The organism is Rugosimonospora acidiphila (assembly GCF_039543385.1).
In the GTDB taxonomy this organism is placed as follows: Bacteria; Actinomycetota; Actinomycetes; order Mycobacteriales; family Micromonosporaceae; genus Rugosimonospora; species Rugosimonospora acidiphila.
In genome coordinates this window covers 175,885-191,284 of record NZ_BAABJQ010000016.1, presented here as the reverse complement: position 1 = coordinate 191,284, position 15,400 = coordinate 175,885, and the positions used below count along the sequence as shown (strand labels likewise).

At 66.0% G+C, this 15,400-nt stretch carries 11 protein-coding genes, 1 tRNA gene and 1 pseudogene; 9 read left to right on the top strand and 4 right to left on the bottom strand.

Annotation, left to right across the window (positions count from 1 at the left end; translation table 11 throughout):
* The first annotated feature begins 59 nt into the window (after nucleotides 1-59).
* Nucleotides 60-3,011, top strand: a complete 2,952-nt coding sequence (locus tag ABEA87_RS25335; protein ID WP_345633554.1) for an ATP-binding cassette domain-containing protein — start codon at nucleotides 60-62, stop codon at nucleotides 3,009-3,011.
* A gap of 790 nt (nucleotides 3,012-3,801) precedes the next feature.
* Here the strand turns inward: ABEA87_RS25335 and ABEA87_RS25330 are convergent.
* Genes ABEA87_RS25330 through ABEA87_RS25320 form a run of 3 tightly spaced genes read right to left on the bottom strand, consistent with a single transcriptional unit; the run spans nucleotide 3,802 to nucleotide 6,196 of the window.
* Nucleotides 3,802-3,999 (bottom strand): hypothetical protein, encoded by a 198-nt coding sequence (locus ABEA87_RS25330; RefSeq protein WP_345633551.1) that lies wholly within the window; start codon nucleotides 3,997-3,999, stop codon nucleotides 3,802-3,804.
* 2 nt (nucleotides 4,000-4,001) lie between these two features.
* Nucleotides 4,002-4,832 carry a class I SAM-dependent methyltransferase gene (locus ABEA87_RS25325; RefSeq protein WP_345633548.1) on the bottom strand — a complete coding sequence of 277 codons (831 nt, stop codon included), beginning with the start codon at nucleotides 4,830-4,832 and terminating at the stop codon, nucleotides 4,002-4,004.
* The gene (locus ABEA87_RS25320; RefSeq protein ID WP_345633615.1) at nucleotides 4,829-6,196 is read right to left on the bottom strand and encodes a cytochrome P450; all 1,368 of its coding nucleotides are present in this window, start codon (nucleotides 6,194-6,196) and stop codon (nucleotides 4,829-4,831) included. Before ABEA87_RS25320 ends, ABEA87_RS25325 begins: the two co-directional genes overlap by 4 nt.
* A gap of 292 nt (nucleotides 6,197-6,488) precedes the next feature.
* Here ABEA87_RS25320 and ABEA87_RS25315 point away from each other — a divergent pair, with 292 nt between their 5' ends.
* Nucleotides 6,489-8,183, top strand: a complete 1,695-nt coding sequence (locus tag ABEA87_RS25315; RefSeq protein WP_345633545.1) for a B12-binding domain-containing radical SAM protein — start codon at nucleotides 6,489-6,491, stop codon at nucleotides 8,181-8,183.
* 119 nt (nucleotides 8,184-8,302) lie between these two features.
* Nucleotides 8,303-8,694 (top strand): annotated as a pseudogene (locus ABEA87_RS25310) (IS5 family transposase); the annotation flags it as partial.
* A gap of 749 nt (nucleotides 8,695-9,443) precedes the next feature.
* Here ABEA87_RS25310 and ABEA87_RS25305 read toward each other — a convergent pair.
* Nucleotides 9,444-9,516, bottom strand: a tRNA-Leu gene (locus tag ABEA87_RS25305).
* An 86-nt stretch (nucleotides 9,517-9,602) separates the two neighbouring features.
* On the opposite strand from ABEA87_RS25305, the gene ABEA87_RS25300 reads away from it, so the two are divergent.
* The 6 genes from ABEA87_RS25300 to ABEA87_RS25275 all read left to right on the top strand — a co-directional run bounded on the left by ABEA87_RS25300 (nucleotide 9,603) and on the right by ABEA87_RS25275 (nucleotide 15,358).
* Nucleotides 9,603-10,229 (top strand): ANTAR domain-containing response regulator, encoded by a 627-nt coding sequence (locus ABEA87_RS25300; RefSeq protein ID WP_345633542.1) that lies wholly within the window; start codon nucleotides 9,603-9,605, stop codon nucleotides 10,227-10,229.
* A 168-nt stretch (nucleotides 10,230-10,397) separates the two neighbouring features.
* Nucleotides 10,398-11,561 (top strand): branched-chain amino acid ABC transporter substrate-binding protein, encoded by a 1,164-nt coding sequence (locus ABEA87_RS25295; protein WP_345633539.1) that lies wholly within the window; start codon nucleotides 10,398-10,400, stop codon nucleotides 11,559-11,561.
* A 94-nt stretch (nucleotides 11,562-11,655) separates the two neighbouring features.
* Nucleotides 11,656-12,606, top strand: a complete 951-nt coding sequence (locus tag ABEA87_RS25290; RefSeq protein ID WP_345633536.1) for a branched-chain amino acid ABC transporter permease — start codon at nucleotides 11,656-11,658, stop codon at nucleotides 12,604-12,606.
* The gene (locus ABEA87_RS25285) at nucleotides 12,603-13,739 is read left to right on the top strand and encodes a branched-chain amino acid ABC transporter permease (protein ID WP_345633528.1); all 1,137 of its coding nucleotides are present in this window, start codon (nucleotides 12,603-12,605) and stop codon (nucleotides 13,737-13,739) included. The genes ABEA87_RS25290 and ABEA87_RS25285 overlap by 4 nt, the downstream gene beginning before the upstream one ends.
* Before the next feature lie 28 nt (nucleotides 13,740-13,767).
* Complete coding sequence (locus tag ABEA87_RS25280) at nucleotides 13,768-14,658, top strand: ABC transporter ATP-binding protein (RefSeq protein WP_345633524.1); 891 nt, start codon at nucleotides 13,768-13,770, stop codon at nucleotides 14,656-14,658.
* The gene (locus ABEA87_RS25275; protein WP_345633521.1) at nucleotides 14,648-15,358 is read left to right on the top strand and encodes an ABC transporter ATP-binding protein; all 711 of its coding nucleotides are present in this window, start codon (nucleotides 14,648-14,650) and stop codon (nucleotides 15,356-15,358) included. Before ABEA87_RS25280 ends, ABEA87_RS25275 begins: the two co-directional genes overlap by 11 nt.
* Nucleotides 15,359-15,400 lie beyond the last annotated feature (42 nt).

The following is a 15,400-nucleotide window of genomic DNA, read 5'->3' as shown; positions in this document are numbered from 1 at the left end:
CGTTTCACGTCAGTCCTCAAGGGACAAGTACCGAAAGCGTTCCCGAAAGGGGACCTCTGATGAACGAAGGTAGTGCCATCAGCACCACGAGCGCCGAGCCCCGGAAGATGCCAGGCGAGGTCTCCGAGTGGGCCACTCGGGTCGGGCGGCCCGTCGGCGGAGTTGCCGGCCAGACCATCGTCTTCGACGGGTCCGACGTGCTGTACGTCGTTCTCAACGGCTACATCGATGTGTTCACCGCGCGTCTCAACCGCCTTGGCCAGCCCCACGGCCGCTGGCGCGAGGTCTGCCGGCTCGAGAAGGGCTCGGTGGTTCCCTCGATCGCCGATCGGTCGGGATCGCGGTTGGTTGCCAGGATCGGCGAGGACACCAGGCTGGCCATGATCCGGCCCGTCGACTTCGAGAGCGCCGACGGTCAGGTCGACCGCAGTCAGTCGCGCACAAGCAAGGGGCTCGCGGCGGCCCTCGACCGGACGCTGGGGACGCTCGCCGACGCCTGGCGCTCTGCGCTGCCGCCGAGGGAGTTCGAGCCGATCTACGCGACGGTGCAGCTGAAGGCCGGGCAGGATGCTCGCCCGGTCAGTGACGCGATCTGGCTGCGGGTACGAGAAGGCGACGTCAGGTACGGCGAGCACATCTCTGGCAGCCATGGACCTGGGAGCCTGCTGTACGTGCGACGTCTCGACTGGCTGGTCGTCGAGACCGACTGCGAGCTGGAACCGGTCAGCACGCTCGACCTGCTCGTAGGCGGCGGAATCTGGGGCGCCCTGTCGGCGCACATGATGCGTCTCATGGAGGCTGCCGACCTGCGCATCCTCGAGTCAGAGGAAGAGGAGCGCGGCGCGCTGCGGCGTCGTGCTGAAGCCGCCCACGCTCACATCGAGGCTGTGGCCGACCGGATTGAGCAAGTCTTCGACGACCGTGGCCTGGTTCAGGTGTCCGACGTCCGCGAGGACGATCCCATGCTCGGAGCGTTGAGACTTGTGGGGCGGCAGATCGGACTCGAGATCAAGGCTCCGTTGACCGGTGTAGGGGGCGGGAAGCCCGAGCGGCAGTTGGCGCGGATTCTTCATGCCAACCATGCGCACTCGCGGGAGGTGCTTCTCACCGGCCGGTGGTGGAAGACCGACAGTGGACCGTTCGTCCTCCTGCGCAAGAACCGCAAGCCTGCCGCGGCCTTGCGTACCGGCAACCGCTACTACCTGGTCGACCCGACCGGTGCCGAACGTCCGGTGCCGATCGATGAGAAGGTCGCGAAGGGCATCGCCCAGACCGGCTATCAGATCTATCCGGTGCTATCCAACGACGTCACCACGACGGGGAAACTGTTCCGCTTCGGTTTGAGCGGCCACGGCGGAGACATGTCGCGGATCCTGGCCCTGGTCCTCCTCTCCGGCGCCGTCGGCTTGGCAGTCCCGGTATTGACCGGAAAAGTCCTCGGTGGCTTCGTGGCGATGGCCGAGGGCCAGATGATTCTGGTCGGCAGTGCCGCCGTGATGGTCGCGGCCGTGGTCATGGGGGTCCTCGGCATCGTCGTCAACCTTTCGGTACTTAAACTCATCGGCCGTGTTTTGGGGCGCATGCAAACCGCCGTGTGGGGAAAGCTGCTCGCCCTGCCCGTCGGCTTCTTCCGCAACACCGAGGCGGGTGCCCTCACAAGAAGTGTCCTGGGGGTGCACTACAGCCAAGAAGCGCTCGCCGGCGCCCTGTCCGTCGCTTTCATCAGCATGGTTGGCGCATCACTCAACCTCATCCTGATTGGCTTCTACAGCCCGCCATTGGCGCTCGTCGTGCTCGCTTTGGTGGTGTTCGCATTTGCGGTCACCTGGCGGGTCGGCCGCCGGTCTTCCGAGGTGCAGGCGGAAATTCACGAGAGCGAGAAGCGCAGCTCCGCACTGATGCTGCAACTGCTGACGTCGGTCCCCAAGATCCGGGTCACGGCGACTGAGGATCGGTTGCTCCGGTTGTGGTCGGGAATGCAGGTCGACAACACTCGCCTCAAGCTGAAGTTGCGGACATCTCAGAACGCGTTGTTGACCTTCAACGTCGGCTATCCGCTGGCGTGCACCACGCTCCTTTTCTGGTTGGTCGGCGGCCCTTGGAAGGGTCACATCGACACGTCGGAGTTCCTGACGATCCTCACCGCGACGAACCTCTTGATCGCAGCGGTGATGCAGATGACGTCCACTGCGCTGATCGCCGTGCCCATAGTGCCGATGCTCCGTGACGTCGAGACCGTGCTGACTGAGCCAGCCGAAACGCACGCGGGATCCGTTGACCCGGGTGAGCTGTCGGGGCAGGTGACCGTGAGCGAGGTTTCCTTCCGATACGGAGACGGTCCACTGATCCTCGACAACGTGTCGCTCACCATCGATCCGGGCCAGTTCGTTGCCATCGTCGGCGGATCAGGGAGCGGCAAGTCGACCCTCTTGAGGCTCATCCTCGGGTTCGAGAAGCCGCTCAGAGGGGCGGTCACGTTCGACGGCCTCGACCTCGCGGAACTCGACGTGCGAGCAGTGCGCTCCCAGTGTGGCGTCGTGCTCCAGGGCGGCGGCCTGACGCCGGGCTCCATCCGCTCCAACATCCTGGGTACGTCCGGACTGACGCTCAAGGATGCATGGAATGCGGCGGAGATGGCCGGGCTCAAGGAGGACATCACGAACATGCCCATGGGTATGGCGACGGTGATCTCGGAAGGGGCCAGCGCCCTCTCCGGGGGTCAGCGGCAACGACTCATGATCGCCCGATCCCTGGTCAACCGCCCGCGCATGGTGTGCTTCGACGAGGCTACCTCGGCACTGGACAACCCGACGCAGAAGATCGTCGCGAACAGCATGCGCACGCTCAACGCCACCCGGTTGATCATCGCACACAGGCTGTCGACCGTCGCCGATGCCGACAGGATCATAGTGCTTGACCGGGGCAAGGTGGTGCAGCAGGGCACCTACAGCGAGCTCCTCGCGGACGAGGAAGGGCACTTCGCGATGCTGGCACGCCGTCAGCTGGCGTGATGCGATCGCCTGTCCCTCGGCACGGCGAGTGCACAGTCGACGATGGTGGTTGACCAGAACGAACAGTGTCGGATCGGGGTGATCGTCGCCGACGTGGTCGCGGACGTGACCGGTCCCCGCAAGCCCCGAGGGCTGCGCCACCGCGGGTCCAGACTGCTGACGGGCGTGTTGGTCGCGGTTCTGGCCGGCGCCTGCACGACGGTCGAGATGCCCGAACCATCCGCGACCGCACCAGCGCCCAGCGGGCACGGATCGGTTGACGTGGCCCACATCGCCGAGTCCCAACCGAAACCGGATACTCCGGGGGTCCGGTTCGCCTACTTCGCGTTGTTCAGCCGCAGCACCTCAGCGACAGACAAGACGGCCGTCCCCGGGCTCCGGCTCGACGAGACACGGTCCGCGGCAGCCGCCGAACCGAGCCCAAGTTGCGCCAGCCGCCGCTCGGTCAGCGACACCACGTTCCCGCCGGGTGACCGCGATCGGTCACCACGACGACGGGATCGACTCCCCGACGCCCGGCAGGTCGCCCAGCTCGTCCGCTACACCCGGCGCCGCATCCGCGTTCCGGGCCGCTGGTACTGGAAGAAGAGCGAGACCGCCCACTACCTATACACCCAGACAAGCACCAGCCGCCGCCGGCCCGCCTCGCCCCGACCATCGAGGAACACCGGGCCGTGGAGTCCCGGCACCGGGCTACGGACGTCACGTCCGGCGAAGACGCCCACCCCGCCGTCAACCCCGCCCTCAACCTCGCCGCGCCCTCTCGGGGCTGTTCCCGGGCTGAATCGTGTCAGAGGCGTGGCCGACGGATGAGCAGGGTTCCGAGGGCGATGCCGATGACGATGACAACCAGGCACAGTGCGATCCTGCTGCTGTCAACGGGTGCTGTCCGCATCGCATCGAGGATGCCTACCGTTGCGACAACGGCCCACATATAGCAGTGGATCGCGAAGAAGGTCTGGAAGAACCGCTTCTTCGATGTGCGCATGATCAATCCCCTTCCCACGTGTCTCGCGATGCCGTCCCGATCGGCGTCACTCCGGTTGCGATGATGCCGAGCAACATGATCCAAGCCGCCGGATCCGAGCGCAGTCGTTCCCACGCCTGCGTGGCCCGCGCGAGACCGCGGATCCCAAGTTCGTTGCGTGCCAGCAGCGGTGCCAGACGAGACGGCCCGACGTGGATCTCGAAGTCATCGATGGGCCGGTTCTCGTTGGTGACGCTATATACCTCGGTACGCACCTGGGTCAGGCCCGAATCGCGGAGCCACCCCGATGCCTTGCGCCCGACCAAGCGATCGCCACCGTCTTGGGCCTGCACGGCCGCGAACCTGGTGTAGATGTCCATGAACTCCGGGAAGGTGGGAGTGACGCAACCCCACATACCGCCGTCGACGTCGATCACGATGAGCCGGCCGCCCGGCTGCAGCACCCGAGCGGCCTCGCGGACGGCGGCCCGGGGGTCGGCCAAGTGCTGGAGGACGAAACGTAGGACCACGGTGCCGCAACTATCGGCTGGCAGCGGGAGTGCGTAGGCGTCGCCCTGCAGGACACGACATCCCCGTTCACGAGCGTGGTCGAGGAGGTCGGGTCGAATCTCGACACCTTGCACGTCGTGTTCAGGAAAGCGGTCGGCGAGCCGAGTGAGGAATGCACCGGAGCCACTCCCGATCTCGACCAGCAACCGCCCGGGCAACCCGATCCGCTCCATGACCGCGAACTCGGCCTCAGCCGTGAGGGCGGCCTGTGCTTCGAGTCTGGTCACCTCATCATCGATGCCGGTGCCGACCGTGCAATGGGGATCGTAGGAGCCGGAGGTCATCGCTCGCTCACCGTGCACGGCAGGCCGTTGACGGGTCGAAGTGTGACGAGCGCCTCCGGCTCGATCACTGCGTCGGTGGCGACCGCGACCCGGAACCGCTGCACGGTCATCGCGAGCACGAGGGTCGCCTCCATCAGGGCAAGGTGCTGCCCGATGCAGATGCGCTGTCCCCCACCGAAAGGGAAGTACGCAAACGGGTGCATCGCCGATCGCCGCCCGTCCTCGAATCGATCGGGGACGAAGTCTGTCGGTTCGTCGTGCCAGCGTGGGTCGCGGTGGATCTCCCATTGGCTGAAGGAGACGAACGTGCCGGAAGGTATGCGGAAACCCGCGATCTCGTCCTCGTCCGTGGCTCGGCGCGTCATAGTCCACACCGGGGGATAGAGGCGCATCGCTTCTTCGACGACGTGCTGGCACCGGGCGAGACTCAACACGTCGGCCGCTGTGGGTGTGCGTCCCTCGAGCACACTGTCGACCTCTTCTTCGAGTCTCGCCCGCTCGACGGGGTGCCGATTGAGCAGGTAAAGCGCCCACGTGAGTGATTTCGCGGTGGTCTCGTGGCCCGCCATGACGAGTGTGAGCACCTGATCGCGAAGCTCCTCGTCGCTGCCGATGTGTTGGTCGATCAGGACGCGGGCGAGCAGGTCGTCCTCGGAGGTGGTGCGGCCGCGGCGAGTGGCGATCAGGCTCGTCGCCACCATCCGCAGCAGCGCCCGTGCCTTCTGGAACGCGATCCAGCGTCGCCGCGCAGCCTCCACACCATCGGCCATCGGGTCCATGAGACTCATGAACTCGTTGACGTCGTCGACAGCGCGGCCGAACCCCGCGCCGACGTCCCCTATGTCGGCGCCCTGGACGACGCGCAACAGCACCGAGAGCGTGAGCGAGGTGAGGAGGTGATCCACGCGGACGGTTTGCTCGTCCCGGGCCGCAGCGTGGAAACGGGGCAGCAGCACCTCTGACGTCGCGGCCGTCACCGCGGCGTCGTACGCCGTAACGCGTGCGGGCCGGAACGCCGGCGCGTATGCCTTGCGCTGCCATGCCCACGCCTCCCCGGAACTGGTGAGCAAACCGTTGCCGAGCAGGGGTCGCAGCATCTTGACGTCCACCGTGCCCTCCTTGGTGTAGGAAGCGGCACGGTCGCGGAGCACGTGGCCGACGTGATCGGGGTGGTGGAGCATGACCATGCGTTCCCCGGCGACAACGTGCGAGGTGATGTCGCCGTACTCCGGCGATAGTGATGTTACGAAGCTCAGCGGATCGCGACGCATGGCGATGTGATCGATCGGGTCGGGCGGCCCGGGTGGCCAAGCCGCGTCACTCAACACAGGTAACCCCTGAAATTCGAAATCACGCCGCGGCACCCCTTCCAATCGATCGTCACGATAGGTTGGCGAATAAGGTTCGGGCAAGACACAACAAACTGCAATGGTGCATTACGCATCTCGGTTTTGTGGGATTCCGTTTGTCCTACGTAGGCGCGCACCGCGATTACGTCCCCGCTGGCGTGCCGTGAGGTCTGGATACGGTGACGGGAACGGCGGAGGGTCGTGGTGCACACGCTACTGCCGCAGCTGCACCGACTGCTGTTGCTGCTCCTCATCGTGACCGACGGCCAGGCCGTGAACCGACAGCCAGGATGTGAAGGGCCTCAATGTGAACGACAAGCTCTTGATCATCGGGGGAACGGTCGCGCCGTACAAGAGCGTTCAGGCTGAACACGACCTCCTTCTGCGGAACCTCCTGCGCAAATTGGACTCGCAGGGTGGGGGCATCAACAGCTCAGACCCAGCAGACAACTTCTGGCTCGATCTCGCCGAACCCTATTTCCCCTTCAAGGGCACCCCGATCCACCAGCACCGCGCCTCCCAGGACAAGGTCACAGGTCTGGCCGAGCTGATCCTGCAGAACGAAGCTGCCGACCTTGGTATCGATTCGGACGTCGTCGCGCTCGAGGAGATTCTGGACTCCCGTTGGCAGCTAACCGATCCGAAGCTCTACGACGACTACAATCTCGTCGCCTTCAGCACCACCTACGTGCCGTCGACGTACCTGTTGGCGGTGCTGCAGGCGCTGCGTGTCCCGGCTTCCGCCAAGATGTTCGTCGGCGGCCCGGGCGCCTCCAAGGTCAACCACGGCGCCCTTGAGAGCGCGCGTTTCGACTACCTGTTGCGCACCGAGGCCGAAGGCCGGTTCCGGCTTCTGCTGCAACACGCCCAGGGGCAAGACATCGACCTGCAGACAGTGCCCGGACTCACCTGGCGTGCCGATGGCGACTTGTGCCGTACCCCGGAAATCACAGGCCTTCTCAACCTCGACGAGCTTCCCTTGCCCGACTTCACGAACATGTCGGACATGGGGGGCGGACGCGTGCTCTACGAGAGTGTCCGCGGGTGTCCATATCGCTGCGAGTTCTGTGATTATCCGTTCTTGATGGGCAACAAGAAGTTCCGGTACAAGAGCGCGCAACGGATCTTCGAGGATTGGCAGATGATGCACGAGACCATGGGCGTCACGGACATCATGTGTCTCGACTCGCTGTTCACGGTGCCGCCCAGGCGTCTGCTCGAGGTCTGTGACCTGATGATCGAATCGGGTCTGAACAATAAATTGCGCTGGGGATGCTACGCGCGCGCCAACGACCTGGCGAAGCAGGAGTTCGCGGAACGCATGCGCGAAGGCGGCTGCGAGTACGTCTACGTGGGCCTCGAGTCTGGCTCGGACGAAGTCCTGCAGTTCATGAACAAGAAGTGTTCCGTAGAGCACAACGCGCGCGCCGTCGCGAACGCTCGAAAAGTCGGAATTCTCACCTTCGGTCTCTTCATTTCCGGGTTCCCCGGCGAGACTCCGGAGATGTTCGCCCAAACGCGGCAGTTCCTGCGGGACTCGCCCCCCACGCTGGTGTCCATTCACCCCTGGTTCCCCGATGTGAGCGAGGATACCCGGGTGCCGATCATGATGCCCGATCGCATCGAGCGCTTCGAGATCGATGTCGAGAAGCCGTCGTCGCGCAAGGTGACCATGTGGAGACACTGCACATTCCGTGAGTCGGTGACGGTTCCGTGGGGCATGTACTGGGAGCACCGCGGAATGGACCTTCAAGCGGCTATGGATAACGTCAGCCTGGTGGTCGAGGACATTTACACTCGCAAGATCGCGGCGGTGTCCGAGGAGCTTTTCTATCCGCGCACCCTCGACGACGTGCTCAGTCTGTTCCAGCGCCTGGGTCCCGACGGCCTGGCCGACTTCTACTCGGGCCTGGCGACCGCCGTACACGGCGACGGCGAGCCCCGGCTGCAAGACTTCTGCCAGCGACTCGGCCTGCAGCACCGAACCGCAGTCGCGGGCTAGCGCGTGTTTCAGAGTGAGGAGCTGCGGCTTCGTGAGATCACGGCGTGTCGTGGATAGATAGACAGCGAGGTCTCCGGTAGAGGTTCATCGACCAAGAAGAACCTGTACCCGGAGACCTCGTGGCCACCACACTGGTGACGAGGCGGTTCGACCTGACCGACGCGCAGTGGCGGTACTGGAACCGTTGCTGCCCAGGGGAAAAAAGTCAGGCCGGCCGGCTAAGTGGACGAAACGACAGCTGATTGACGGGATTCGGTGGCGGGTCCGGGTCGGTGCGCCGTGGCGGGACGTTCCCGCACTGTACGGGCCATGGCAGACGGTCTACGGCTTGTTCCGGCGGTGGCAGCGAGCCGGAGTCTGGCGCACGGTAGTGCTCGGGTTGCAAGTCCGCGCGGACGCCGACGGGCTGATCGCATGGGACGTGAGCGTGGACTCCACGATCGTTCGGGCGCACCAGCACGCGGCCGGCGTCCGCACTCGTGGAGACCTGCAAAGCGAACCGCCAGGCGGCGCCTGGCCGTGGAAAGTTGGGGTGCGTGGTCCAGTCCCGCACGAACCGGGGAACGTAGTGGAACTCCTCGGCCATCCATCGCTCCAGCGTGTCGTCGTCCTGCGCGCGCTCGCAAACCGCCCGCATCGCGCGTTCCAACCGAGTGAACGCATCTCGGTCCCACACAAGCTCTGGGCGCGGCCAATGCTGGAAGCTGCCCTCGCGGGCCTCGAACTCCTGACCCAGAACCACCAGAGCATCGTCCATGAGCCAGCTCATGCCCGCCAGGCCCGACAGCCCACGGCTCGATCTCGGCGTGAAATGGCTTCGGGCACGGCAAACTAGGGAATGGCGTCGGCGGCGATGCCTGCAAGAGACGTCCAGGCACGTGCCACGGCTGCCCGATGGGCGCAGGCTGTAGACAAGATCTTTGGGTCCGCGAAAGCGCACCTGCGGTGCTCGGAAGATCCGCGCCGCAACGGGTGTTCGAAGCGTCTGCAGTCGGGCTGCCCCGGTTGGCTGGCAGCCGTGGTCGCATCGGCCGGAGCCGGTGCCACCACGACGGAGATCACTTGAGCGGGTAGGTCGCAGTTACGGTCAGTTGCCTACCGACCACGCTGCGATTTTGCGGGTCCTTGGTGTGCCCCCGGCAGGGCTCGAACCCGCGCTTCCGGTTCAAGCCTTCGGCGCGTCCCGCCAGGGCCAGCTGGCACCCGCCGAATACGTCGGGTGACCATCCGATCGCGCTGCGCCGTTGAGGATCTGTGGCGTGCCCCCGGTGGGATTCGAACCCACACTGTATGGATTTTGAGTCCACTGACTCTGCCGTTGGTCTACAGGGGCGCGAGCCGGTCTAGCCTACCCACTACGCTAGTGCCGACGGTATCCGCAGTCGGCGTGTTGAGATCGAACGGTGGGGGTAGGAGCAGTTGACCGGGACGCAGGACGGCGGTCCACGCCGACGGGTACTCATCGCCGAGGACGAGGCGCTGATCCGGCTTGACCTCGCCGAGATGCTCGCCGAGGAGTCCTACGACGTCGTCGGCGAGGCGGGTGACGGGGAGACCGCGGTCCGGCTCGCCGAGGAGCTCAAGCCCGACCTTGTGATCCTCGACATCAAGATGCCGATCATGGACGGGCTGGCCGCCGCCGAGAAGATCGCCGGCGCCAAGATCGCCCCCGTGATCATCCTTACCGCCTTCAGCCAGCGCGAACTGGTCGACCGGGCCCGCGCCGCCGGCGCCATGGCGTACCTGGTCAAGCCGTTCCAGAAGAGCGACCTGGTGCCCGCCATCGAGATCGCCCTGTCCCGGTTCGCGGAGATGGCCGTCCTTGAATCTGAGATCGCCTCGCTGAACGAGCGGCTCGAGACCCGCAAGTCTGTCGAGCGCGCGAAGGGCGCGCTGATGGCGCAGTACGGAATGAATGAGCCGCAGGCATTCAAGTGGATCCAGCGCACCGCGATGGACCACCGGATGACGATGCGTGAGGTCGCGGACCGGATCATCGCCGAGTCGCCTGGTAACGACAATGTTGCAGGTCAATCCCCGGCTTGACACCGTCAGTAACGGTTAGGTCAACTGCTGCCAAAGAACCTTACGGTGGTTTGCGAAGTGGGATAACGTCCCGCCCCAGATCGGCACAGCGATCTGGCTTCGCGCACCACGTTCGGGCGACGCGCCCCGTGGCGCGTGGAGTCCTTGGACGGAGGAGGGTTCGAAGCCTTGAGGCAGGGACTTGTACGTGCGCTGGGAGGCGTGGCCGTACTGGCGCTCGTCGCCGGCGCGGCGGCGTGCAACAGCACCAGCAAGACCAGCAGTTCGTCGAGCGGCAAGTGCGGCCACGATATCGCGTTCTTCGGCGCGCTCACCGGCTCGGAGGCCAACCTCGGCGTGAACATCGAGCAGGGCGCGGAGCTGGCCATCGACCAGTACAACCAGAAGAACGGCGCCAACTGCATCAAGATTGACAAGTTCGACTCGCAGGGCAGCGAGCAGCTCGCCCCCGGTGTCGCGCGGAACCTGGTGACCAACAAGAAGATCCTCGGCATCGTGGGCCCGGCCTTCTCCGGTGAGTCCGCTGCCGCGGACCCCATCTTCGACCAGGCGGCCATCCCGCTGATCACCCCGTCGGCGACGAACCCGACGCTGGCCACCAAGGGCTGGAAGGTCTTCCACCGCGCGGTCGCCAACGACCAGGCTCAGGGCCCGGCGGTGGCCAACTACATCACGAACGTGCTGAAGGCGCAGAAGGTGTTCGTGGCCGACGACCAGTCGGCGTACGGCGCCGGCCTGGCCGACCAGGTCAAGGCCAAGCTGGGCAGTTCGGTGGTGGGCACCGACAAGACCGGGGCCGACGGCCAGCAGACCGACTTCTCGGCGACCGTGCAGAAGATCGTCTCCAGCGGCGCGACCGCGTTCTTCTACGGCGGCTACTACACCAACTCGGGCCTGCTGCGTAAGCAGCTGACCCAGGCTGGCTGGAAGGGCACCCAGCTCGGTGGCGACGGTGTCAACGACCCCGGCTACGCGAAGGCGGCCGGCAACGCCGCCGCGGCGGGCAGCGTCGTGACCCTGCCCGCGCAGCCGGCCACCAAGGCCAGCGGCGACTTCGTCAGCCAGTACAAGGCCAAGTGGGGCGTTGACGCCGGTACCTACAGCGACGTGGCGTACGACGCGGCGAACATGTTCCTCCAGGGCATCGACGCCGGCAACACCACCACGGCCAAGATGAACACGTACCTGAGCACCGTCAACTACCAGGGCGTGGCCAACTCCTACAAGTTCACCAGCACCGGCGAGCTTGACCCGAGCCTGCTCAAGATTTGGGCCTTCAAGGTCGACGCCAACGGTGTCCCGCAGCCGGATCAAGAGGTTCCTTCCTCCTGACAGTTAGCCCGGCAACAGCTTTTCCTTTAGGTGGACCAATGCGGCCGGAAGAATTCTTCCGGCCGCACCACCCTTTCCGCAGCGGGAGCCGCGCGTGAACTTTTCGGGTCTGATCCACAATCTCGGACCGCTCACCATCACCGGGCTGGCGCAGGGCGCCATCTATGCGCTCTTCGCCCTCGGGTACACGCTGGTCTACGGCGTGCTGCGCCTCATCAACTTCGCCCACTCCGAAGTCTTCATGATGGGCACGTACGCCACCCTGATCACCTGGGGCTTTTTCGGTCTGAACCAGAACTCGGCGACACCGGGCCTGGGCAGCGTCCTGGGCTACCTGGTCCTCGGCCTGATCGCCGCGATCATCATGTCCGGCGTCACGGCCGTCGTCATCGAGTTCGTCGCGTACCGGCCACTGCGGCGGCGTAACGCCCCACCGCTGGCCTTCCTCATCACCGCCATCGGCGCCTCCACCGTCATCTCGGAGGCGGTCGGCGTGGCCACCCACCGCAACCTGCGCGGGGTCCCGCCGCTGATCAAGCCGGCCACGGTGGTCCACATAGGCAACACGACCATCACCAACCTGCAACTGCTCATCATCCTGCTGGCGCTGGTCATGATGGCCGTGTTGGACGTGTTCATCAATCGCACGCGGCTCGGCAGGGGTGTGCGCGCGGTGGCTCAGAACCCGGACGGCGCGGCGCTCATGGGCGTCAACAAGAACCGGGTCATCTCCCTGGTCTTCCTGCTCGGCGGCCTGATGGCCGGCATCGCCGCGGTGATGTACGTGCTGAAGATCGGTGACACCCGCTACGACGCCGGCTTCAACCTGGGCATCTCGGCGTTCACCGCCGCGGTGCTCGGCGGCATCGGGAACCTGCGCGGCGCCCTGCTCGGCGGCCTCGTGCTGGGCGTGGCCGAGAACTGGGGCGCGGGCCTGTTCGGCACCGAATGGCATCAGGTGGTGTCGTTCGTGCTGCTCATCGTGATCCTGATGTTCCGGCCGACCGGTCTGCTGGGCGAATCGTTGGGGAGGGCGCGAGCATGACCACCCTGCAAGAGCCAACACCGGTCGAGACGCCGCCCCGCAAGGCGCGCTCGTTCCAGCTGCGCGGCTGGTTCTCCCAACTGCCCTGGCCGGCCCGGCTGGTCATCATCCTGGCCGTCCTGGCCTGCGGGTACCTACTGCCGTACCTTGGCGATGTACCGGTGATCGGTCCGCAGATCATCACCCAGGGCATCGACTGGCCCAGCGCCCTGTTCAACATGTCGTACTACGTGCTGCTGGCGGTCGGCCTCAACGTCGTGGTCGGCTTCGCGGGCATGCTCGACCTGGGTTATGTCGGCTTCTTCGCGGTCGGCACGTACACCGTGGCGCTGCTGTGCTCCTCGGACAGCGTGCTGCACACCGGGTGGCCGTGGTTGGCCGCGGTGCCGATCGCCATCGCGGTGGCGATGGTCAGCGGTCTGATCCTGGGCTGGCCGACGCTGCGACTACGCGGTGACTATCTGGCCATCGTGACCCTGGGCTTCGCCGAGATCATCCGTATCACCGCGGACAGCGCGAACTTCCTGCGCGGCAACCGGGGCTTCACCGACGTCCCTCACCCGCCGGGCAGCCACTCGGACGGTAGCCCGATCTTCGGGGTGGTCGACGCCACCCCGTACTTCTGGCTGGGCCTCACCGTCGTCATCATCGCCGTCCTGGCGCTGCGCAACCTCGACCGAAGCCGGGTCGGCCGGTCGTGGTTGGCGATCCGGGAGGACGAGGAGGCGGCCGAGCTGATGGGCGTCCGCACCATCAAGTACAAGCTCTGGGCGTTCGCCATCGGCGCGGCGGTCGGTGGGCTCGGCGGCGTGATGTTCGCCGGTGAGCAGGGGTTCGTCAACTCCGCCACCTTCGTGCTCCAGTTCTCCATCCTCGTCCTGGGCGGCGTCGTGATGGGCGGCTCGGGCAACATCCCGGGTGCGATCCTGGGCGGCGCGCTGATCTCCTACATTCCGGACCGGCTGCGGGGGATCAACGACCCGATCTTCCACACCGACCTGTACCAGTTCAGGTTCCTGCTGTTCGGCTTGGCGATCATCATTATCATGATCTTCCGGCCGCAGGGGCTGATCCCCAGCCGCCGCCGGAGCATGGAGCTCAAGGACCGGGCCAAGGAGGTCGCGCCTCAATGAGTCCAGCGATCGTGACAGGGGCGCAGAGATGAGCGAGCCGCACAGCGAGTCGCCGGAGTGGCAGGACGACGCCGCCCGGCAGCCGGTGGATCGGCCGGTGGCGACCGCGCCCGAGGGCCCGGCGGCGCCGGTGCCCCCGAGCTCGGCGGGGACGCTGCTGGAGGTCGACGATGTGTCCCTGCGCTTCGGCGGGGTGCTCGCCCTCGACCAGGTCAGCTTCGCCCTGCGCAAGGGCGAGATCTTCGGCCTGATCGGCCCGAACGGTGCCGGCAAGACCACCTGCTTCAACGCGATGACCGGCGTCTACCGGCCCACCAGCGGGCAGATCCGGTTCGAGGGCAAGGTGATCACGGGACGGAAGAAGCACGAGATCACCCGGATGGGGATCGCGCGCACCTTCCAGAACATCCGGCTGTTCCCCGAGATGACCGCGATGGAGAACGTGATGGTGGGCGTCGACGCCCACCACAAGACCAGCGTGGTCAGTGCCCTGTTCCGGCTGCCCCGGCACTGGCGCGAGGAGCACACCGGTCGGGACCGGTCGATGGAGCTGCTGCGCTTCGTCGGCATCGACAGGCGCGCCGGTGACGTGTCGCGCAACCTGTCCTACGGCGAGCAACGCCGGCTGGAGATCGCCCGCGCGCTGGCCACCAACCCCACCCTGCTCTGCCTGGACGAGCCGGCCGCCGGGTTCAACCCGACGGAGAAGGAAGAGCTGCTCGGGCTGATCAGGGCCATCCGGGACCAGGGCATCACCGTGCTGCTCATCGAGCACGACATGCGGCTGGTCATGGGTGTGTGCGACCGGCTGGTGGTGCTGGAGTTCGGGAAGAAGATCGCTGACGGTTCGCCCGCCGAGGTGCGGGACGACCCGAAGGTGATCGCGGCGTACCTGGGAGTGCCGGCCGATGCTGCTTGAGATCGACAACATCACCCTGCTGTACGGCCGCATCCAGGCCCTACACGGGATCAGCCTGCAGGTGGAGGAGGGGGAGGTCGTGGCGCTCATCGGCGCCAACGGCGCCGGCAAGTCCACCACCATGCGGGCCGTGTCCGGGCTGCGCCCGGTCGCGTCCGGTCGGATCCGCTTCGCGGGTCAGGACATCACCAACCTGCGTGCCGACACGCGGGTGATCCGCGGCATCAGCCAGGCTCCCGAGGGCCGGGGCATCTTCCCCGGGATGACCGTCATGGAGAACCTGGAGATGGGCGCGTACACCCGGCGGGACTCGGCCGGCATCCAGGCCGACCTCAAGCGGGTCTTCGAGCTGTTCCCGAGGCTGGAGGAGCGGCGCCGGCAGGCCGGCGGCACGCTGTCCGGCGGTGAGCAGCAGATGCTCGCGGTCGGCCGGGCACTGATGAGCCGGCCCAAGCTGCTCCTGCTCGATGAGCCCTCGATGGGCCTGGCGCCCATGCTCATCCAGCAGATCTTCACGATCATCACGGAGATCAATCAGCAGGGCACCACCATCCTGCTGGTGGAGCAGAACGCGCAGCAGGCGTTGTCCCGGGCGCACCGCGCGTACGTGTTGGAGACCGGTCGCATCGTCAAGACGGGCACCGGGGAGGAATTGCTCCACGATTCCGCCGTGAAGGACGCATATCTGGGGGTGGCGTGAGCGGCGGCGCCGCTCGGGCCACCCGTCCTAGTGAGGGGTTTT